At 58.6% G+C, this 20,048-nt stretch carries 19 protein-coding genes; 16 read left to right on the plus strand and 3 right to left on the minus strand.

What is annotated here, in order from left to right:
• Window positions 1-27: 27 nt before the first annotated feature.
• From GS620_RS15565 to murJ, 3 genes are read left to right on the plus strand one after another with little or no spacing between them, the layout of a single operon-like run.
• On the plus strand, window positions 28-1,188 hold the full coding sequence (locus GS620_RS15565; protein WP_152456871.1) for a penicillin-binding protein activator: 1,161 nt from the start codon (window positions 28-30) through the stop codon (window positions 1,186-1,188).
• On the plus strand, window positions 1,148-3,967 hold the full coding sequence (locus tag GS620_RS15570; RefSeq protein ID WP_152456870.1) for a [protein-PII] uridylyltransferase: 2,820 nt from the start codon (window positions 1,148-1,150) through the stop codon (window positions 3,965-3,967). Before GS620_RS15565 ends, GS620_RS15570 begins: the two co-directional genes overlap by 41 nt.
• The gene (gene murJ, locus GS620_RS15575; protein ID WP_171616787.1) at window positions 3,964-5,505 is read left to right on the plus strand and encodes a murein biosynthesis integral membrane protein MurJ; all 1,542 of its coding nucleotides are present in this window, start codon (window positions 3,964-3,966) and stop codon (window positions 5,503-5,505) included. Before GS620_RS15570 ends, murJ begins: the two co-directional genes overlap by 4 nt.
• Here the strand turns inward: murJ and GS620_RS15580 are convergent, their stop codons facing one another.
• Window positions 5,506-6,192: a rhomboid family intramembrane serine protease gene (locus GS620_RS15580; RefSeq protein ID WP_171616789.1), complete on the minus strand. Its 687-nt coding sequence runs from the start codon at window positions 6,190-6,192 to the stop codon at window positions 5,506-5,508.
• An 86-nt stretch (window positions 6,193-6,278) separates the two neighbouring features.
• Between GS620_RS15580 and trpS the strand changes: the two genes are divergently transcribed.
• The 13 genes from trpS (at window position 6,279) to GS620_RS15645 (ending at window position 17,784) form a co-directional block, all read left to right on the plus strand.
• Window positions 6,279-7,307, plus strand: coding sequence for a tryptophan--tRNA ligase (trpS, locus tag GS620_RS15585; RefSeq protein ID WP_171119674.1), 1,029 nt, complete (start codon window positions 6,279-6,281; stop codon window positions 7,305-7,307).
• A 59-nt stretch (window positions 7,308-7,366) separates the two neighbouring features.
• Window positions 7,367-8,230: a branched-chain amino acid aminotransferase gene (locus GS620_RS15590; RefSeq protein ID WP_171616791.1), complete on the plus strand. Its 864-nt coding sequence runs from the start codon at window positions 7,367-7,369 to the stop codon at window positions 8,228-8,230.
• Window positions 8,231-8,307: 77 nt separating this feature from the next.
• Window positions 8,308-8,763: a universal stress protein gene (locus GS620_RS15595; protein ID WP_152456865.1), complete on the plus strand. Its 456-nt coding sequence runs from the start codon at window positions 8,308-8,310 to the stop codon at window positions 8,761-8,763.
• A 9-nt stretch (window positions 8,764-8,772) separates the two neighbouring features.
• The gene (locus tag GS620_RS15600; protein ID WP_171616793.1) at window positions 8,773-9,366 is read left to right on the plus strand and encodes a 2-hydroxychromene-2-carboxylate isomerase; all 594 of its coding nucleotides are present in this window, start codon (window positions 8,773-8,775) and stop codon (window positions 9,364-9,366) included.
• A gap of 69 nt (window positions 9,367-9,435) precedes the next feature.
• Complete coding sequence (locus GS620_RS15605) at window positions 9,436-9,999, plus strand: NifU family protein (RefSeq protein WP_152456863.1); 564 nt, start codon at window positions 9,436-9,438, stop codon at window positions 9,997-9,999.
• Complete coding sequence (gene tsaB / locus GS620_RS15610) at window positions 9,989-10,579, plus strand: tRNA (adenosine(37)-N6)-threonylcarbamoyltransferase complex dimerization subunit type 1 TsaB (RefSeq protein WP_171616795.1); 591 nt, start codon at window positions 9,989-9,991, stop codon at window positions 10,577-10,579. The genes GS620_RS15605 and tsaB overlap by 11 nt, the downstream gene beginning before the upstream one ends.
• The gene (locus GS620_RS15615) at window positions 10,576-11,010 is read left to right on the plus strand and encodes an N-acetyltransferase (RefSeq protein ID WP_171616797.1); all 435 of its coding nucleotides are present in this window, start codon (window positions 10,576-10,578) and stop codon (window positions 11,008-11,010) included. Before tsaB ends, GS620_RS15615 begins: the two co-directional genes overlap by 4 nt.
• 139 nt (window positions 11,011-11,149) lie before the next feature.
• Window positions 11,150-12,148 (plus strand): BMP family protein, encoded by a 999-nt coding sequence (locus GS620_RS15620; RefSeq protein WP_171119679.1) that lies wholly within the window; start codon window positions 11,150-11,152, stop codon window positions 12,146-12,148.
• A gap of 95 nt (window positions 12,149-12,243) precedes the next feature.
• The gene (locus GS620_RS15625; protein WP_171616799.1) at window positions 12,244-13,773 is read left to right on the plus strand and encodes an ABC transporter ATP-binding protein; all 1,530 of its coding nucleotides are present in this window, start codon (window positions 12,244-12,246) and stop codon (window positions 13,771-13,773) included.
• Between the two features lies 1 nt (window position 13,774).
• On the plus strand, window positions 13,775-14,869 hold the full coding sequence (locus tag GS620_RS15630; RefSeq protein WP_152456858.1) for an ABC transporter permease: 1,095 nt from the start codon (window positions 13,775-13,777) through the stop codon (window positions 14,867-14,869).
• Window positions 14,869-15,837 carry an ABC transporter permease gene (locus GS620_RS15635; protein ID WP_171206031.1) on the plus strand — a complete coding sequence of 323 codons (969 nt, stop codon included), beginning with the start codon at window positions 14,869-14,871 and terminating at the stop codon, window positions 15,835-15,837. Before GS620_RS15630 ends, GS620_RS15635 begins: the two co-directional genes overlap by 1 nt.
• Window positions 15,838-16,093: 256 nt before the next feature.
• Window positions 16,094-17,014, plus strand: a complete 921-nt coding sequence (locus tag GS620_RS15640; protein ID WP_171171123.1) for a sulfite exporter TauE/SafE family protein — start codon at window positions 16,094-16,096, stop codon at window positions 17,012-17,014.
• Between the two features lie 2 nt (window positions 17,015-17,016).
• The gene (locus GS620_RS15645; protein ID WP_171206032.1) at window positions 17,017-17,784 is read left to right on the plus strand and encodes a TIGR02186 family protein; all 768 of its coding nucleotides are present in this window, start codon (window positions 17,017-17,019) and stop codon (window positions 17,782-17,784) included.
• 3 nt (window positions 17,785-17,787) lie between these two features.
• Here the strand turns inward: GS620_RS15645 and GS620_RS15650 are convergent, their stop codons facing one another.
• Window positions 17,788-18,516, minus strand: coding sequence for an SDR family oxidoreductase (locus tag GS620_RS15650; RefSeq protein ID WP_171616801.1), 729 nt, complete (start codon window positions 18,514-18,516; stop codon window positions 17,788-17,790).
• Complete coding sequence (locus GS620_RS15655) at window positions 18,513-20,045, minus strand: ATP-dependent RecD-like DNA helicase (protein WP_171616803.1); 1,533 nt, start codon at window positions 20,043-20,045, stop codon at window positions 18,513-18,515. Before GS620_RS15655 ends, GS620_RS15650 begins: the two co-directional genes overlap by 4 nt.
• Between the last annotated feature and the right edge of the window lie 3 nt (window positions 20,046-20,048).

Here is a 20,048-nt window from a genome sequence, read left to right on the forward strand (position 1 = left end):
CCGCCGGATCAGGGAGTTTTCATTTAGATGTTTACCGTTTGCAAGCCCGTAAGCAAGCTGGCGAAAGCCGCCATTGCCCTGACGACCGCAGCATTTCTGGCCGCTTGTGAGCCGGGCGGCGTTGGGGGTGGCCCTTCGATTGACACGTCGAATCCTGTTCCGGTTGCTTTGCTGGTTCCCCGCTCGGGCGACGCCGCGCTGGCGCAGAGCCTTGAGAATGCGGCCCGTATGGCAATGTCCGATCTGCCTAACGTCAAAATCGACCTGCGTGTTTACGATACGGCAGGAAACCCGACCACGGCGACAGCGGTGGCCCAGCAGGCCGTTGCCGAAGGCGCCAAGATCATTGTCGGCCCTGTTTACGCCCAGGCGGCAAACGCTGCCGGACTGGCCGTACTGAACAATAACGTGAATGTTCTTTCGTTCTCGAACAACACCAGCATTGCGGGTGGCAATGTATTTGTACTTGGACCGACCTTTGAAAACACCGCCAACCGGCTGGTGAATTATGCGGGCAGGCAAGGCAAAACGAACACGGTTATCGTGCACAGCAATGATGCCGCGGGGCAAGTGGGGCAAGCTGCCATCGCCAATGCTCTGGCAAACAGCCGGGTCAACAATGCGGGAACGGTCGGATACGACCGGTCGCAACAGGGTGTCATCAACTCGGTTCCCACCATCAAGGCCACCGTCGATTCGACAGGGGCGGACTCGATTTTCATGACGGCAACGACAGCGGGTGCCTTGCCACTTTTCTCGCAATTGCTGCCTGAGGCCGGCGTTTCTCCGGCGACGACACAATTCATCGGTCTAACCCGTTGGGATATCCCCCCGCAAACGCTGGAGCTGCCGGGCGTGCAAGGGGGATGGTTCGCCCTGCCCGACCCGTCAAAGGCCCAAGCCTATCGTCAACGCTATAACGCGACATATGGAGAAGCCCCTCATCCGATCAGCGGTCTGGCCTATGACGGAATAGCGGCGATTGGTGCTTTGGTCAGCCAGGGCAAATCCAATGCGCTGACCGGTGCTGCCCTGACCCAAAATGCCGGTTTCCAGGGTGTTGGCGGTATCTTCCGCCTCCGCCCGAACGGCACCAATGAACGCGGCCTTGCCGTAGCGACGATTCAGAATAAACAGGTGGTTGTGATTGACCCTGCCCCGCAAAGCTTCTCTGGTGCCGGTTTCTGAGCGATCGGGCGAGACCATGGCGCCGGATGGCGCGCTAATTTGCCCTGCCGAAAACATCTTTGACAGCGTCAGCGTCAATGATGCGCTGGCCGAGGTGTTCGAGACCAGCTCTGACAACAGCAAAATGCGTTCTGAAACAGTGCGCATCCTGCGTGACGCTCAGAAAGCGGGCCGTAAAGCCATTGCCGATGCCTTCAGCGAGCGTCCGTTCGACGCGCGCGCGCTGACCCGGTCCTATACCTACCTGACGGACCAGCTGGTCGGAACCGCGATGCTGGTCTCCAGCACGCGCCTGCACCCGCTTGCGACGCCAACACAAGGTGAAAAGATCGCCGTACTGGCCGTTGGCGGATACGGGCGCGGTGAAATGGCGCCGTCTTCGGATGTCGATCTGCTGTTTCTGACCCCGTACAAAATCACCGCCTGGGCCGAGAGCGTCATCGAATCGATGCTTTATATCCTTTGGGATCTCAGGCTCAAGGTCGGGCATTCTTCGCGCACGATCAAAGACTGCCTTCGGCTGGGCACCGAGGATTTCACGATCCGCACGGCAATGCTTGAACAACGCTATCTGGCGGGCGACAAGGCGTTGGCCGACGAGCTTGAGCGACGCCTGAAAACCGAGCTGTTCAAAGGAACCGAGCGGGAATTCATCGAAGCCAAACTGAACGAACGAGATGAGCGGCACCTGAAACAGGGAGAGCGCTACAAGGTCGAACCCAATGTGAAAGAGGGCAAAGGGGGGTTGCGCGACCTCCAATCCCTCTACTGGATCGCAAAGTACATCTATGGCGTTCAGGACGTGGCCGAGCTTGTGCCTTTGGGTCTGTTCACCCCGGAAGAGTTCAAGACTTTCGTTCAGGCCGAAGAATTTCTTTGGGCTGTTCGTTCGCATTTGCATCTGGTGACGGGTCGCGCCACCGAGCAACTGACTTTTGACATGCAGGTCGAGGTTGCCGCGCGCATGGGCTATGAGGATCACGCCGGTCGCCGGGCGGTCGAGGTGTTCATGCAACGCTATTTCCGCGAAGCCACGCGTGTGGGCGAGTTGACGCGGATTTTTCTGACGAAGCTTGAGGCGCTGCACGTGAAAGGCGCACCTTTGCTGGAGCGTATTTTCCGCAGGCGCCGGCGGGTCAAAGCGGGATACCGGGTTGTTCACGGTCGTCTGGACGTAGCGGACCCTGACAAATTTCTGTCCGACAAGGTAAACCTTCTGCGCCTGTTCGAAGAAGGCTTGCGAACGGGAATGCTGATCCATCCGGATGCCATGCGTCTGGTGGCGGCAAATCTGCATCTGATCGACGACGAAATGCGCAATGACAAAGAAGCGCGGCGCATCTTTCTTGACCTGATGCTAAAACACGGCAACCCAGAGCGAGCCTTGCGGCGGATGAACGAACTGGGTGTACTGTCCGCCTTCCTGCCCGAGTTCGAGCCCATCGTGGCCATGATGCAGTTCAACATGTACCACAGCTATACGGTGGACGAGCATACCATCCAGTGCATCGTGAACCTGGCCCAGATCGAACGCGGAGAGCTGATCGAATCGCTGCCTCTTGCCTCTTCGATTCTGAAAGGTGGGGTCAATCGCAAGGTGCTGTATGTTGCCCTGTTGCTGCATGATATCGCGAAGGGGCGACCCGAGGATCACTCGATCCTTGGGGCACAGATCGCGCGCAAAGTGGCACCAAGACTGGGCCTGAACAAAGCAGATTCGGAAACGGTCGAATGGCTGGTGCGCTATCACCTGCTGATGTCCGACATGGCACAGAAACGTGACATTTCAGACCCCCGCACAGTGCGTGATTTCGCCAAGGCAGTTCAAACCGTCAAACGGCTAGACCTGTTGACCGTTCTGACCGTCTGCGACATTCGCGGCGTGGGGCCGAACACATGGAACAACTGGAAAGCCACGCTTTTGCGTGCCCTTCACGCTGAAACCAAGCGCGCGCTGGAAACCGGGATGGAGGACCTCAACCGCGCCAATCGCGGCGCCGAGGCAAAGAAAGCCCTGCGCACCGAACTGGCAGCCTGGTCCAAGGCCGACCTCAAATCCGAGACGGGGCGCCACTACGACCCGTATTGGCAGGGTCTCAATCTGGCCACACATGTCGAGTTTGCGAACATGCTGCGTGCGCTGGAACAAAGCGGCGACCCCGGCGCGATGGAGATCCGCCTGCAACCGGACGAGGATCGCGACGCAACCCGAGCCTGTTTTGCCATGGGCGACCACCCCGGTATCTTTGCCCGCATTGCCGGCGCGCTGGCCCTGGTCGGCGCGAATGTCGTGGATGCGCGCAGCTATACGACCAAAGACGGCTATGTCACCGATGCATTCTGGATTCAGGACGCCGAAGGGCACCCGTTTGAAGCCTCGCGCCTGCCACGTCTTACGCAGATGATCCACAAGACGCTGCGCGGCGAAGTGGTTGCGAAGGAGGCGTTGAAATCACGCGACAAGATCAAGAAACGCGAGCGTGCCTTCAACGTTCCAACGCATATCACCTTCGACAATGACGGTTCTGAAATATACACGATCATCGAAGTGGACACCCGCGACCGTCCGGGTCTGTTGTTTGATCTGACCCGGACCCTCGCTGCAGCGAATGTCTACATCGCCAATGCCGTGATCGCGACCTATGGCGAACAGGTGGTCGATACGTTTTACGTCAAGGATATGTTCGGCTTGAAATATCATTCGGAAAGCAAGCAACGTGGGCTTGAGGCCAAGCTGCGCAAGGCGATCACCGAAGGCGCCGAGCGTGCGGCCTCATGAAGCAAATCCGTTTGTTTTCAGGCCTGTTCACGGTCGGCTTCTGGACGCTGGCCAGTCGAATACTGGGGTTCCTGCGGGAAATTCTGCTGACCGCCTTCATCGGCCCCGGGCCGGTGATGGATGCTTTCGTCGCGGCCTTTCGCCTGCCGAACATGTTCCGCCGCTTTTTCGCCGAAGGTGCGTTTAACGCGGCTTTTGTGCCCATGTTCTCGAAACGGCTGGAGGCGGACGAGAACCCCCAGGGGTTCGCGCAGGATGCGTTCAACTTGTTGGCCGTGGCCGTTCTGGCGCTGGTCGGGCTGGCCATGGTTTTCATGCCGGGTCTGGTGTGGCTGACGGCCGAAGGGTTCCATGGGGATGAACGTTTCGAGCTGGCCGTGGACTATGGCTATATCGTGTTCCCGTATATCCTTTTCATGTCCTTGGCGGCGTTGTTTTCGGGGGTATTGAACGCCACCGGCAGGTTCGCAGCGGCCGCAGCGGCACCTGTTTTGCTGAACATCTTTGCCTGCACCGCGCTGATCACCGGGGCCATCTCTGGCGGTGAGGTGATACGATGGCTGATCTCGGTCATTCCGGTCGCCGGCGTCGCACAACTGGTGCTGGTCTGGGTGGCGACCGAACGTGCAGGTATCCGTATCCGCCCCGGCCTGCCCCACCTGACGCCCGAGATGCGCCGGATGGTCCGCATCGCGGTTCCCGCCGCCTTGGCCATGGGGGTCACCCAGGTCAATCTGGTGGTCGGACAACTGGTGGCATCAAAGACCGAAAAGGCCGTGAGTTGGCTGTTCGCCGCAGATCGCCTGTACCAACTGCCTTTGGGCGTCGTCGGAATCGCCATTGGCATTGTCCTGCTGCCCGACCTGTCCCGCCGCCTGCGCGCCGACGACAAGGAAGGGGCCCGCAACGCGTTTTCCCGCGCCGGGGAATTCATGCTGCTGTTGACGCTGCCCTCTACCGTGGCGTTCCTGATCATCCCGAACCCGCTGGTTTCGATACTGTTCGAACGGGGACAGTTCAGCCCCGAGGATACCGCTGCGACAGCTCTGGCGGTCGCAATTTATGGCATCGGTCTGCCTGCATTCATGCTGCAAAAACTGCTGCAACCACTTTTCTTTGCGCGCGAGGATACGCGTTCCCCGTTCCGCTATGCGGTGGTCGCAATGGCCGTGAACGCGGCATTGGCGTTTGGCCTTTTCCCGCTGGTGGGTTGGATCGCCCCTGCGATTGCCGCGTCAACTGCCGGCTGGGCCATGGTTGTTCTTCTGGCGATCGGGGCACGTCGCATGGGCGAAGAAGCGCGTTTCGATGACCGTTTCAGGGCACGTGCGGGCCGGATCGTTCTGGCCTCGGTCGGTATGGGCGCGGTTTTGTTTGCGTTGATCCACTTCTTGGGTTGGACGCTGGACATTCCCGGCTGGCGCTATCTTGCGCTTTTGGTCCTGATCGTGGTCGCCGCCGTCTCGTATTTCTGTCTTGGTCATGTCCTGGGAGCGTTCAAATTGTCAGAGTTCAAACGCGCCTTGCGCCGGGCCTGATCAATCGCGGCGGATGCGCCCGACGATCCGGGCCCAGGCCCCCGGCGCCACCAGAAATGACATGCCAAAGCCAGTGGCAAACCCGCCCAGATCGGCGACCCATTCCGCGTTTCCGCCGAAGATCAGACCAAACAGGAACTGAATGCCCATCAGAACGGCGATCAGTTGGAACGCCCTTGCCTGATTTGCCCCCACAAGCGACAGTTTGCGCCACAACAACCACGTGAATGCTCCGATCAGGCCATAAACAGGTGGAAACCCTCCGATCAGGGGATAGCGCGGGTCCAACAAAACGGCATAACTCAACGCGCCGCCAATCCCCGAGACGACGAAGATCAGCAGCATGGGGACACCACCGAAAACCTCACCAACCATTTTTCCCATCGCCAGAACGAAGACACTGACAAAAATCGCCTGCGTAAAGTTGGCGGATACAAAGGGATAGGTCACGAACCGGACCAGATGTTCGAACGGCCAACGCCCGTTCAGCACCATCCAATCGAAAATATCCGCCGAGAAGGCATAGTGCTGTATCGCGTCCAGACGCCAGCCCACTGCCGCCGGCCCTCCGATCAAACCGCGCGCTCCCAGCGTGAAGGCCAGTTCGACGCCGATGATGAACAGAACCAGCGCCACCACAACAGGCGGCAACGGGTTTACGGCGGGTGTGTAATGCTCACTGCTCATCGGGCTGGCCTTTCGCGGCTGTTGACGTCCCTTTGCCTCATGGGTAAGCGACGGGGGCTGATTTTTCCAGACAGGAGTTCCCTTTGATGACCGAGACCCAGTTCACGCCCCGCGTGTTTTCCGGCGCACAGCCTTCGGGTAACCTGCACCTCGGCAATTATCTCGGTGCGCTTCGGAACTGGGTGAGAATGCAAAGCGAGGAATTTGAAACCATCTATTGCATGGTCGATCTTCATGCAATCACGGTCTGGCAAGATCCAATCGAGTTGCAGCACGCAACGCGGGAGCTTTGTGCCGGTTACATCGCTTCTGGACTAAACCCCGAAAAATCGATTTTGTTCAATCAAAGCCAAGTGCCGGAACACGCGCAACTGGCTTGGATATTTAACTGTGTTGCTCGTATGGGTTGGATGCAGCGCATGACCCAGTGGAAGGACAAGGCCGGCAAGAACCAGCAGAACGCTTCGCTTGGCTTGTTTGCCTATCCTGCTCTGATGGCTGCGGACATTCTAATCTATCACGCAACCCACGTACCGGTCGGGGAAGACCAGAAACAGCATCTTGAGCTGACTCGCGACATCGCCATCAAGTTCAACAACGATTTCGGCGTCGATTTCTTTCCCGTCACCGAGCCGGTGATCGAAGGTGCGGCCACACGGGTCATGAGCCTGAGGGACGGATCAAAGAAGATGTCGAAATCCGATCCTTCTGACATGAGCCGGATCAACCTGACGGATGACGCCGAAGCGATTGCCAGGAAAATCCGCAAAGCCAAGACCGACCCTGATGCTCTGCCGTCAGAGGCCGAAGGGCTCGAGGACCGCCCCGAGGCGCGTAACCTGGTCAATATCTACGCGGCCCTGAACGATCAAACCATCGAACAGGTTCTGTCCGAAGTAGGCGGCAAGCAGTTCGGTGAGTTCAAACCGATGCTGGCCGATCTGGCAGTGGCGAAACTGGCTCCGATCTCGACCGAAATGTCACGCCTGATGGGGGATCAGGCCGAGATTGACCGGATTCTCGCCCGCGGCGCCGAGCGCGCACGTGAAATCGCTGCTCCGATCCTGCAAAAGACTTACGAGATCGTTGGCATGGTCGGCGCCGCATCACGCTGATTGCACTGGACCTTCGCCTGACGCCCTCCTAGGGTTTGCCTGAATCAAAGGAGGGCGTCATGGCAACCGGCACGAACATCCGGACCTATTTTCAAGGCCAATGGCATGAGGGGGACGCACCCATCATGCGCGCGGCGGATCATGGCGCCTGGCTGGGATCTTCGGTCTTTGACGGCGCGCGATATTTTGACGGCGTGGCCCCGGATTTGGAGGCCCATTGCGCACGGGTGAACCGGTCAGCCGAAGCCTTGATGCTGACGCCGACCATGACGACCGAACAGATGGTCGAGTTGGTACGCGAAGGGTTGCAGGCCTACAGCCCGGACACAGCCGTTTACATTCGTCCGATGTACTGGGGGATCGACGGTGACAGCACGGCAATAGTCCCGCAGGAAAACAGCACCGGTTTTGCCATCTGCCTGGAAGAAATCCCAATGGCCCCCGAAACCGCGTCGGTCACTCTGTCGACCACGCGCTTCCGCCGCCCGGTTCTGGAAAGCGCGGTCGTAAACGCCAAGGCCGGGTGCCTTTACCCCAACAACGCCCGCATGCTGCAAGAGGCGCGCTCGAAAGGCTTTTCCAACGCTTTGGTGGCCGATGCGATGGGGCATGTGGCGGAAACGGCGACGGCCAACATCTTCATGGTGAAGGATGGCGAAGTCTTTACACCGATCCCGAACGGAACCTTCCTGGCTGGAATTACCCGAGCACGGCATATCAAAAACCTGCGCGCAGATGGAGTAAAGGTCCACGAAACGGTTCTAAGCTTCGAGGATTTCCACGAGGCCGACGAGGTCTTCATGTCCGGCAACATGAGCAAGGTCACACCGGTAACTGCACTGGAGGATACGCAATTTCAGGTGGGTCCTGTTGCTCGCCGTGCCCGCGCGCTCTATTGGGATTGGGCTGCAAGCGAACGCTAGCGCAAAGCCTCAGGCTTGCCCGAGTTGCCAGCGTGCGATCGGTCGGGCATGATCCCGGAAACCTAAAGAGGATACCCATGCGTAAGTTCCTAGTCGTTCTGGATGACAGCCGCGAATGCCTCAACGCGATGCGGTTCGCCGCGATGCGGGCTGCCCATACCGGAGGTGGTGTGACGGTCCTGTCTGTCATCCCGCCCGACGAATTCAATCACTGGATCGGTGTGGCCGAAACCATGCGTGAAGAAGCCCGCGAACGTATCCACGCGCATTTCGAAGTGTTTGCCAAATGGATGCGGGACAAGCAGAACGTGGAACCGGAACTGGCCATTCGCGAAGGCGATCCCGTGGCACAGATCATCGAACATGTTCAGTCCGATCCCGAGATTGGTGTTCTTGTACTTGGGGCAGGGACCGACAAGAAAGGTCCTGGTCCGTTGGTGACTCAACTGACGAAGAATTCGGGTAGCCTGCCGATTCCGATCACGATCGTTCCGGGCAATCTGAGCAAAGAGAAACTGGAAGAAATAACCTGAGGAGCGGCGATGGCGAAGACGATACAGTTCTGGTTCGAATTCGCCTCGACCTATTCCTACCTCAGCGCGATGCGGATCGAAGCGGCCGCGCAAGACAAAGGCGTTGACATTGAATGGCACCCGTTCCTGTTGGGTCCGATTTTCGCGGATCAAGGATGGCGCACCTCACCTTTCAACCTGTATCCGGCCAAAGGGCGGTACATGTGGCGCGATATGGAACGTCTGTGCAAGGCGCGCGGGCTTCCTTTTGCAAAGCCTGATCCATTTCCGCAGAATTCGCTCAGGGCAGCACGTCTGGTTCTGGCCATCGAGGATCATCGGGAACGGGCGGCGTTTGTTCGGGCCGTCTTCAGCGCCGAATTCGGCGCCGGGCAGAATATCTCCGAGGACAGCGTACTGGCCTCCTGCCTCGACGAGGCAGGGCTGCGCAGCAGCCTGATGAACCGTGCAGGGGACACCGACATAAAACAGGCCCTGTTCGAACAATCTGCCCGCGCCAACGCGCTTGGTCTGTTTGGTGCACCAAGTTTTCTGGCCGGGGAAGAGTTGTTCTGGGGCGATGACCGTCTGGATGATGCACTAGAATACGCTTCCACAATTTAGAATCGTTCCAAATCTTGACTTCCCGTGCGCCTGCGCGCATATCAGAAGCACATCAGACGGAGCGCCCTCATGTTCATCCAGACCGAATCCACCCCCAATCCGGCCACGTTGAAATTCCTGCCCGGCCAAACGGTGCTGGAAGCTGGAACAGCGGATTTCCCAACTGCGGAAGCGGGCGAAAAATCCCCTCTGGCCAAACGCATATTTGCGGTCAACGGTGTGACTGGCGTGTTTTTTGGCAACGATTTTGTCACCGTTACCAAATCGGACGACGTTCAGTGGGACCACATCAAACCGGCCATTCTTGGCGCGGTGATGGAGCATTATCAATCCGGCCAGCCTGTTATGGGCGCAGATTCCGCCGGGGCCTCGGGCCATGCCGAACACTCTGGAGAGGACGCTGATATCGTCAATCAGATCAAGGATTTGCTGGACAGCCGTGTGCGTCCTGCCGTGGCTCAGGATGGGGGTGATATCACGTTCCACGGGTTTGATCGCGGCGTCGTCTATCTGCACATGCAGGGGGCCTGCGCGGGTTGCCCGTCTTCGACATTGACCCTGAAGATGGGTATCGAAAACCTTCTGCGCCATTACATTCCGGAAGTGACCGAGGTTCGCCCTGTTGCCGTCTAACCCGACTATTCTGGCATTTGACACATCGGCAGCGCATTGCGCGGCCGCTTTGTTGCGCGACGGCGAAATCGTGACGTCCCGTGCCGAAGCGATGTCACGCGGACAAGCCGAACGATTGATTCCGCTGTTGGAAGACGTTCTGGCGGAAACCGGATGTGATTGGGCCGGTTTGGACGCGATCGGCGTTGGGATAGGGCCCGGGAACTTCACCGGCATCCGTATTTCGGTTTCGGCCGCGCGGGGTCTTGCACTTGGGCTGGAAATCCCTGCGGTCGGAGTTTCCGGCTTCGATGCCTTGCGTGAGCTGGCTGAAGGCGGGCAGACACCGGCGATCCCTGCCCCGCGCGACCAGGTTTATGTGAAAATGCCCGGTGCCGATCCGTGTCTCTTGCCTCGGGCCGAAGCGGAACTTGGCAGTCCGTTGTATTCCTGCTCTGACCCTGCCTTGCTGGCACAAGCCATCGCCCGGCTGGCCGCGCGGCGCTGGGATCGTACCAGCTTGCCGCCTGCACCTTTGTACGTAAGGCCCGCCGACGCGGCTCCGTCCAGCGATACCCCCCCTGTTCTGCTGAACGAATGACACCGCACGAGATGGCATCGACCCACGCCGCAGCGTTTTCGCAATCGCGCGGCTGGACAGAAGATGAATTCGCCGCTCTTCTTGAAAACCGCTTTACTCATGCCGTCGGAGATTCCCGGTGCTTTGCACTGTTTCAGGTGATTGCGCGCGAAGCCGAGTTGCTGACAATTGCGACCCACCCTTCGTTTCAAAGGCAAGGCCTGGCACTTCGACTCATGCAGGAATGGCATGATCAAGCGATCGATTTGCAGGCAACGCGTGCCTTTCTGGATGTCGCGGCCGACAACATTGCGGCCATTTCCCTGTACAATCGATGCGGATATCGGCAGTGCGGGCTGCGCAAGGCGTATTATGCGCGCGAAACGGGCCAGAAAACTAATGCACTCGTAATGGAATGCCGCCTGCCCCTACGGCAATCGCCCGTTTTTTAGACCATTTGGTCAGAATTCAGTTGACCATGGTGGTTGCAAACCCCCTTAATACCCGCCATCACAACAGTTATGCTCGCTAAAAGTGGGTGAACGGGGCTAATCTGACCCTGTGCCAACAAAATAAAATTGGGAGACTGAAATGACCCTGATGAAATCCTTGATGGGTGCTGCCGCTGCCGTCGCAATGTCAGCCGGAGCGGTTCTGGCCGAACCGGCGGTGATCTTTGACCTGGGCGGCAAGTTCGACAAGTCCTTCAACGAGGCCGCCTATAACGGCGCGCAGCGCTGGGCGAATGAAACCGGCGGCAAGTATCTGGAAATCGAAATTCAGGCAGAACCGCAGCGCGAACAGGCCTTGCGCCGGTTTGCGGAATCCGGTGCAAATCCGATCATCACCATGGGGTTCGGAATCGCCGATGCCCTGGCCGCTGTTGCAAGTGATTACCCCGACACCAAATTCGTCGCTGTTGACGTGACTTGGCTGGACGCTCCAAACATCCGCCAGATTGGCTTTGCCGAGCACGAAGGGTCCTACCTGGTCGGCATGATGGCCGCCATGGCGTCGAAATCCGGCACCGTTGGTTTCATCGGAGGTATGGACATCCCGTTGATTCGCCATTTCGGATGCGGCTATGCCCAGGGCGCTAAGGCCGTGAACCCAGACATCAATGTTGTTGCCAACATGACAGGAACAACGCCTGCTGCCTGGAACGATCCCGTAAAGGGTTCAGAACTTACAAAAGCACAGATCAGCCAGGGCGCTGATGTGATTTACGCTGCGGCCGGCGGAACCGGCGTTGGCGTTCTGCAAACTGCGGCTGACGAGGGCATCCTGTCGATTGGTGTGGACAGCAACCAGAATCACCTGCACCCAGGCAAAGTTCTGACTTCGATGCTGAAGCGTGTGGACGTCGCTGTTTATGAAGCGATGAAAGCAGGCGAAAACGTTGAAACCGGCGTTTTCATCATGGGGCTGGCCGAAGATGGGGTCGGCGTTGCCATGGATGAAAACAACAAAGAGCTTGTTTCGGTTCGCATGAGCGACGCCGTAGACGAAGCCCGCAAGGCGATCATCAACGGCGACATCAATGTTGTAAGCTATTACGAGAACGACAGCTGCCCGGCACTGCAGTTCTGATAACGCGCGGGGCGGGAGAGTGCCTTCCGCCTCGCCACCCACTTCGCCATCCTGGCGGACAGCCGGATGGGTTTCTCGGCAGTTGAGGGCAAGACATGACCGTCCCAGCCATTGAGCTCAAAGGGATATCCAAAGCCTTTGGGCCAGTTCAGGCCAACAAAGACATCTCGATCAGCGTTGCACCCGGTACGATCCATGGGATTATCGGTGAAAACGGCGCAGGCAAATCCACGTTGATGAGCATTCTCTTCGGCTTTTACAAAGCCGACAAAGGTGAGATCTGGATCAATGGGACCAAGACCGACATCCCGGACAGCCAGGCGGCCATCGCCTCGGGCATCGGGATGGTGTTCCAGCATTTCAAGCTGGTGGAAAATTTCACCGTTCTGGAAAACATCGTACTGGGCGCCGAGGATGGCGGGTTGCTGGCGCCATCACTGGCAAAAGCCCGCAAAGAGCTGAAAGAGCTCGAGGAAGAATACGAACTGTTCGTCGATCCCGACAAGCGTATCGACGAGATCGGCGTGGGGATGCAGCAGCGGGTCGAGATCCTGAAGGCGCTGTACCGCAAGGCCGAAATTCTGATTCTGGACGAACCGACCGGCGTGTTGACCCCAGCCGAAGCCGATCAGCTGTTCCGCATTCTCGACCGACTGCGGTCCGAGGGCAAAACAGTCATCGTGATCACGCACAAACTGCGCGAGATCATGGAAAACACCGACACGGTATCGGTTATGCGGCGCGGGCAAATGACGGCCACGGTCAAAACATCCGAGACCAGCCCCGAGGAGCTGGCCGAGCTGATGGTCGGCCGCAAGGTTCTGCTGCAAGTCGACAAAGTGCCCGCGACGCCCGGCAAACCCATTCTCGAGATCGAAAATCTCAGCGTTTTTGATTCGGCGGGCGTTGAACGGGTCAAAAACATCGACCTGACCGTGCGCGCAGGTGAGATCGTCGGCATCGCCGGCGTGGCCGGCAATGGTCAATCCGAACTGCTGGAAGTTCTTGGTGGAATGCGCCCTGGGCAGGGCTCGATCAAGCTGAACGGCGAACCGCTGGCACTGAGTGGAGCCGGATCAGATGGTCAGGCCCGCCGCGCGCAACATATCGCCCACGTGCCCGAAGACCGGCAGCGCGAAGGCCTGATAATGGACTTCCACGCCTGGGAAAACGTGGCCTTCGGATATCACCGCGACCCGGCCTACAAACGCGGCATCTTCATGGACAACGCGGCGTTGCGCGCCGATACCGAAGCCAAGATCCAGAAATTCGACGTCCGCCCGCCCAATCCCTGGTTGGCAGCCAAGAGTTTCTCGGGCGGCAACCAGCAGAAAATCGTTGTCGCGCGCGAGATTGAACGCAACCCTGACCTGCTGCTGGTCGGGCAACCCACGCGGGGCGTGGACATCGGCGCCATCGAGTTCATTCACAAACAGATTGTCGCGCTGCGTGATCAGGGCAAGGCAATCCTGCTGGTATCGGTCGAGTTGGAAGAAATCTTCTCGCTCTCGGACCGGATCGCGGTGATGTTTGACGGACATATCATGGGAGAACGCCTGCCCCATGAGACAGATGAAAAAGAACTGGGCCTTCTGATGGCCGGTGTTGCGGGAGAGGCCGCGTAACATGGAAAAAATGCCTAAATGGGCCGATGTCATTCTGATCCCGCTGATCAGTCTGATACTGGCCGCAATCCTTTCGGCGCTGGTCATCCTCGCCATCGGCGAAAACCCTGTCGAAGCCGTCAAATTGATGGTCACCGGTGCGCTGGGGTCGACCTATGGCTGGGGCTATACGCTCTATTACGCGACCAACTTCATGTTTACCGGTCTTGCGGTGGCCGTCGCTTTCCATGCCCGTATGTTCAACATCGGGGGCGAAGGCCAGGCGATGCTGGGCGGGCTGGGCGTGGCCATGGTCTGTCTGTATGTCGACTGGCCGCATTGGAGCATTGCCTTGCTTGCCGCCTGCGCGGCATCGATGCTGTTCGGCGCGCTCTGGGCAGCCATTCCGGCCTATCTTCAGGCAAAGCGTGGCAGCCATATCGTGATCACCACGATCATGTTCAACTTCATCGCCGCTGCTTTCCTGAATTACATGCTGGTCAATGTCATGCGCCCCCAAGGGTCGCAGGACCCGGCCACCGCGCGGTTCTCTGAAAGCGTGCATCTGCCCTCTTTCCAGGAGATGTTCTCGACCGCAGAGAACGTTGTTTTCCGCGGCGCCCCTGCGAACATCACCTTCTTCATCGCGTTGCTTGCCTGCGTGGTTGTCTGGGCGCTGATCTGGCGCACGCGTCTGGGTTATGAAATCCGGGCTTACGGCCATTCCGAGACCGGCGCTGTCTATGCCGGTATTTCACCTGTGCGCATCACGATTGTCGCGATGCTGATTTCCGGCGGGCTGGCAGGGCTGATGGCCATCAACAATGTCATGGGCGAAGCCGAGCGACTTGTTATGAACTCGACCGAGGGCGCGGGTTTCATTGGCATCGCCGTGGCTCTGATGGGGCGTTCACATCCGTTTGGTGTGTTTCTGGCCGCGCTCTTGTTCGGATTTCTGTATCAGGGCGGTGCCGAGCTGGCGCTGTGGGCTTCGATTCCGCGGGAACTGATCGTGGTCATTCAGGCCCTGGTCATCCTGTTCACCGGCGCATTGGACAACATGGTGCGAATGCCGCTTGAAAAACTTTTCCTGGGTATGCGGAAGAGGGCTGAGTGATGGAATTTTTCGTAACCCTCATTCAGGTTCTGGATTCGACCATTCGCCTGTCCACGCCACTGCTGCTTGCCTGTCTGGCCGGTCTGTTTTCGGAACGGGCCGGGATCTTCGACATCGGCCTCGAAGGCAAAATGTTGATGTCAGCGTTCTTTTCGGCTGCAATCGCAGCTGTCACAGGGTCGGTTTGGCTGGGCCTGCTGGCTGGTATCGCATCCTCTTTGTTGCTGTCGGGCCTGCACGGGCTGGCGTCGATCACCTTCCGGGGCAACCAGTTGATATCGGGCGTGGCGATCAACTTTCTGGCCTCGGGCCTGACCGTCCTGGTCGCGCAAAGCTGGTTTCAGCAAGGTGGTCGTACACCGTCCCTGTTTGGCGGGGGCCGGTTCGAACCGATCAACTTCCCATTCGCCGAGTCCCTCAGCGGTGTGCCAATTGTTGGTCCCATCTATTCCGAATTGCTCTCGGGCCACTCGATCCTGGTGTATGTCGCGTTCCTGATGGTTCCGGCCACCTGGTGGATTCTGTATCGCACCCGGTTCGGTCTGCGCCTGCGGGCGGTGGGTGAGAACCCGGCCGCAGTGGACACCGCCGGTGTCTCGGTGGTTGGCTTGCGGTTCGCCGCTGTCGCCATCTGTGGTGTGCTGTGCGGTATTGCAGGCGCCTATCTGGCTACGGCCTTGCAGGCAGGGTTTGTCAAGGAAATGACCGCCGGTCGTGGCTTTATCGCCTTGGCCGCCCTGATCTTTGCCAAGTGGCGCCCGTGGCATGCCATGTGGGCCTGCTTGCTGTTCGGTCTGCTGCAAGCGATCGCGCTGCGGTTCCAAAACATCGACCTGGGTGGCGTCGTGATTCCCGTGCAGGTGATGGACGCCCTGCCCTATATCCTGACGGTGGTGATTCTTGCCGGCTTCGTCGGCAAAGCCATCCCACCTCGGGCAGGCGGAGAACCCTACGTCAAAGAGCGCTGATAAGGCCAGTTCCGAACAGAGCTTCAGTCCTGTTCGCTGCGGAGCGGCATGCAGAGTTGATTTTGCATGCCGCAACCGTTCTAAGAGGGTATGAGTGTGCACCTTCCTGCAAACTGGCAGTTGTCCGCAACCCGATCAGCGCAAACAGGCAGGTCTGGTCGTATGTGCCGATTAGTCACATTCAATTTTTTAAATATTTAGGCGAATGCGACGCTATGGCGTTGCGCCTCTCAACTCAGTGCGACTAGAAGAGCCCATGCAGATATACCTTCCCATCGCCGAAGTCTCAGTAAACGCCTTTCTCTTGTTGGGGTTGGGCGGCATGGTTGGCATCCTGTCCGGAATGTTCGGCGTCGGTGGCGGCTTTTTGATGACCCCGCTGCTGTTCTTCATCGGTATTCCGCCGGCGGTGGCTGTTGCTACCGAAGCCAATCAGATCGTCGCATCATCTTTTTCCGGAGTTCTGGCACATTTCCGACGAAAGACCGTGGACCTCAAAATGGGAACGGTATTGCTGGTTGGCGGGCTTGTTGGGGCCGCTTTGGGCGTGGTTGTCTTCAACTATCTCAAAAGCCTGGGTCAGGTCGATCTGCTGGTGACACTCTGTTACGTTGTTTTTCTTGGCGTCATTGGCAGCCTGATGTTTGTCGAAAGCCTGAGGGCACTGCGTAAAGCCAAGAAAGGCGGCGCGGCCCCTGCCAAGCGCCGGCAGCGGGGCTGGGTCCATGCCATGCCCTTCAAAATGCGTTTTCGCACCTCGGGCCTGTATATCTCGGTCATCCCGCCGGCCTTGGTCGGTCTGTGCGTTGGAGTTTTGTCGGCGATCATGGGCGTTGGCGGCGGCTTTATCATGGTCCCTGCCATGATCTACTTGCTGGGTATGCCGACCAAGGTCGTTGTCGGCACGTCGCTGTTTCAGATCATCTTTGTGACAGCCTTCACCACGATGCTGCACGCCACCACCAACTATACGGTTGATGTTGTTTTGGCGGTCTTGTTGCTGGTGGGCGGCGTCATTGGCGCCCAGATCGGAACCGTGATCGGAGCCCGAATGCCGGCGGAACAATTGCGCGTGCTGCTTGCCGCTCTGGTGCTGGCCGTATGTGGCAAGCTTGCACTTGATCTGCTTATCGAACCCGCCGAGCTCTACTCGCTTGGCAACGGCGGAGGGCACTGAGGATGCTGCGTTCGCTTATCGCCGCCCTGTGCTTGTTCTGCACGCCCGCTTCGGCAGCGGAAGAACAGGTTGTTCTTGGTCTCAGCCAGGACCGGGTTGCCATCACCGCGACATTCGACGGATCGGAACTTTTGATTTTTGGGGCTATCAAGCGGGAAACCCCAATCCCTTCCGGCCCTCCGGTCGAAGTCATCGTCGCGGTTGCGGGTCCGTCCGAGCCTGTCACCGTGCGACGCAAGGAACGCAAGCTTGGGATCTGGGTGAACACCGACAGTGTTCTTGTCGACCTTGCACCCAGCTTTTACGCCGTTGCAACCAGCGGACCCTTTGACGACATCCTGTCCGACACCGAAGACCTGCGTTTCCGGATTTCGATCGAACGCGCGATCCGCTCGGTCGGTGCCGCGATGCATATCCGGGGCGCACAGGACTTTGCAGACGCCGTAATAAGAATTCGAGAACACGAACAACTGTATTCGATCCGCGAAAACACCGTAGCAGTGGACGAACAGACCCTGTTCCGCACCTCGATCGATATGCCCGCCGACCTGACCGAAGGCGATTATTCCGCCCGGATTTTTCTCACCCGTGGCGGAGAGGTCGTCTCGCAATATGAAGCGATCATTGATGTCCGGAAAGTCGGTCTGGAGCGTTTTTTGTACAATATGTCCCGCCAGCAGCCCGTCTGGTACGGCCTGATGTCGCTGGTCATAGCGATTGCGGCAGGCTGGGGCGCCTCGACAGCCTTCCGGCTGTTGCGAGAAAAGTAACCGTCACCCCCGGCCGATATAGGGCATGGTCGTGGCCATGACGGTCATGAACTGCACGTTGGCCTCGGACGGCAGGCTTGCCATATGCAGGACCGAACACGCGGCGTCTTCCACGGCCATCGTCGGGTCTGGTGTCTCGCCCGCGGCTTGCGCCGCGTCCACAAGGCCCTGAACCATCTGCGTGCGCGCGTTTCCGATATCGATCTGCCCGCAGGCAATTCTAAAGCGACGCCCATCCAGCGAAAGGCTGCGCGTCAGCCCTGTAATGGCGTGCTTTGTGGCCGAATAGTGTACCGAATTTGGGCGCGGAACATGTGCCGCTATCGAGCCGTTGTTTATGATCCGGCCGCCCTGCGGGTTTTGGTGACGCATGATTCTGAAGGCTTTGCGCGCGCAGAGGAACATGCCGTTCAAGTTCACGTTGACGCTTTGATACCAATCGTCCAGAGCGATCTCGTCGATCGTACCGCCCGGCGCAAAGATTCCGGCGTTGTTGAACAGAACATCCAGCCGCCCGGTGCGGTCTGTAAAAGACCGAAAAGCCCGTTCAACCGCATTCGGGTCGGTCACATCCGCAGGCAGGACGATGGCTGCCTGATGCTCTTTTGCCAGAGCTTCCAGCTTGTCCTTGCTGCGCGCCAACAGCCCGACCGTCCACCCTTGGGACAAGAACAGCAGGGCCGTTGCCCGGCCGATACCTGAACTGGCACCCGTTACGATGATGGATTTCATGTCTCTTCCGCCTCCAATGTCAGCGAAGCTGCCGGAATCGCCCTCAAGTCATCCACACGCAGGGGGTGCGTGGGCTTTGACAGGCGATTGCGCACCACCCAGATCAAACGCTCTTGCGCCCGCGTGATCGCGACATATGCCAAACGTTTCCACAATGGCTGTCCGGCCTCGGTCCGGCCCATGCGAGCGGCGGCATAGAGATCCGGAGCGAACACCTGAACCGTATCCCATTGTGACCCTTGCGCCTTGTGGATCGTAACGGCCGCCCCGTGCAAAAAGGTCGCCCCCATGCGGGCAGCGAAGGGAATAAAAGGCTCTTCCTCGTCAGGTTTTTCGATCTGAACGATCGAGGCGGCACTGACCTGAGGGTCTTCGGCCCCCATCACGTGAAGACGCGAGAAACCCGGCTTTCGTCCCGGCCCCAGATATACCACCTGAGCTCCTTTGATCAGCCCGCGCGCCTCAAGGTCCAGCCGTTTCTTGCGATGTTTCAAGGGCAATTCGATCCCATCACAAATAAGCGGTTCACCTTCCAGCAATTCCGTATCCGGTGCGCCGTGAACTTGCCTGAAGGCCTGTATCAAACGAATGCGCGTGGCGTTGCGCCAGACGAGAACCGGGCTTCGGGCCATCAGATCGACCTCAACTCGCTGGCCCCAGACAACCCGATCATCCCGACGGGCTGTTTCTTCGATCAGTCGCTCGAAATCCTCGAAGCCCATTGCCGGGTCAGCCAGCGCATGCGCAAGATCCAGAATTGGATTGTCTGCATCCTGGCGGTGCACGCGCTGAAGTGTCAGCTTCCTGGGCTCGGGCAATGCCTCGAACACCATGCTGCCAGACTGATTTACCGGTGCCAGCTGAGCCGGATCGCCGAACAACAGAAGGGTCGGGAAAATCTCTTTGAGATCATCGAACTGGCGGTCATCCAGCATCGACGCCTCGTCGACGAACCCGATATCCAGCGGTTCGTCACGGCGCTTCCACCCGGTGATGAAATCCGACCCTCGCAAACCGGCGGCGGCCAGCGCCCCGGGGATAGATTTGTTGTTTTGATAAAAAGCAGCTGCACGATCCAAGGCTTCATCCGTCAAACCTTCGATATCGGGGCGTTCGTCATTGCCGGCCAGCCATTCCGCGATACGCTCGTATTCCGGATCATAGACCGGCGTGTACAATATGCGGTGAATCGTGGTCGCAGGCACGCCGCGCAATCGCAGAACGCTTGCAGCCTTGTTCGTCGGGGCCAGGATGGCAAGGCTGCGCTTGTCTTTCGATTTGCGGCTTTCATAATCGCCGGACACGATCTGAACACCCGTCTCTGCCAGTGCCTTGTACAGCTCGGCCAACAGCAGCGTTTTGCCCGAACCAGCCTTGCCGATCACGGCCATCACACCTGATTTTCCTGCGCCTGGCAGTTTCAGAAGGGCATCATCTTCGAGATCAACACCTGCTGCCCGCAGCATCTCGGCGATGCTGTCATACGCGGCGGCCTGATCATCTGAGAACGTTACATTCGGCAAGGACATGGC

The sequence above is a fragment of the Ruegeria sp. HKCCD6428 genome (assembly GCF_013110595.1).
In the GTDB taxonomy this organism is placed as follows: Bacteria; Pseudomonadota; Alphaproteobacteria; order Rhodobacterales; family Rhodobacteraceae; genus Ruegeria.

Bases quoted from the DNA above. Each gene is read 5' to 3' on its own strand.
- GS620_RS15565 (WP_152456871.1), top strand. From the start codon at position 28: ATGTTTACCGTTTGCAAGCCCGTAAGCAAGCTGGCGAAAGCCGCCATT.
- murJ (WP_171616787.1), top strand. From the start codon at position 3,964: ATGAAGCAAATCCGTTTGTTTTCAGGCCTGTTCACGGTCGGCTTCTGG.
- GS620_RS15580 (WP_171616789.1), bottom strand. From the start codon at position 6,192: ATGAGCAGTGAGCATTACACACCCGCCGTAAACCCGTTGCCGCCTGTT.
- trpS (WP_171119674.1), top strand. From the start codon at position 6,279: ATGACCGAGACCCAGTTCACGCCCCGCGTGTTTTCCGGCGCACAGCCT.
- GS620_RS15590 (WP_171616791.1), top strand. From the start codon at position 7,367: ATGGCAACCGGCACGAACATCCGGACCTATTTTCAAGGCCAATGGCAT.
- GS620_RS15595 (WP_152456865.1), top strand. From the start codon at position 8,308: ATGCGTAAGTTCCTAGTCGTTCTGGATGACAGCCGCGAATGCCTCAAC.
- GS620_RS15600 (WP_171616793.1), top strand. From the start codon at position 8,773: ATGGCGAAGACGATACAGTTCTGGTTCGAATTCGCCTCGACCTATTCC.
- GS620_RS15605 (WP_152456863.1), top strand. From the start codon at position 9,436: ATGTTCATCCAGACCGAATCCACCCCCAATCCGGCCACGTTGAAATTC.
- GS620_RS15615 (WP_171616797.1), top strand. From the start codon at position 10,576: ATGACACCGCACGAGATGGCATCGACCCACGCCGCAGCGTTTTCGCAA.
- GS620_RS15620 (WP_171119679.1), top strand. From the start codon at position 11,150: ATGACCCTGATGAAATCCTTGATGGGTGCTGCCGCTGCCGTCGCAATG.
- GS620_RS15625 (WP_171616799.1), top strand. From the start codon at position 12,244: ATGACCGTCCCAGCCATTGAGCTCAAAGGGATATCCAAAGCCTTTGGG.
- GS620_RS15630 (WP_152456858.1), top strand. From the start codon at position 13,775: ATGGAAAAAATGCCTAAATGGGCCGATGTCATTCTGATCCCGCTGATC.
- GS620_RS15635 (WP_171206031.1), top strand. From the start codon at position 14,869: ATGGAATTTTTCGTAACCCTCATTCAGGTTCTGGATTCGACCATTCGC.
- GS620_RS15640 (WP_171171123.1), top strand. From the start codon at position 16,094: ATGCAGATATACCTTCCCATCGCCGAAGTCTCAGTAAACGCCTTTCTC.
- GS620_RS15645 (WP_171206032.1), top strand. From the start codon at position 17,017: ATGCTGCGTTCGCTTATCGCCGCCCTGTGCTTGTTCTGCACGCCCGCT.
- GS620_RS15650 (WP_171616801.1), bottom strand. From the start codon at position 18,516: ATGAAATCCATCATCGTAACGGGTGCCAGTTCAGGTATCGGCCGGGCA.
- GS620_RS15655 (WP_171616803.1), bottom strand. From the start codon at position 20,045: ATGTCCTTGCCGAATGTAACGTTCTCAGATGATCAGGCCGCCGCGTAT.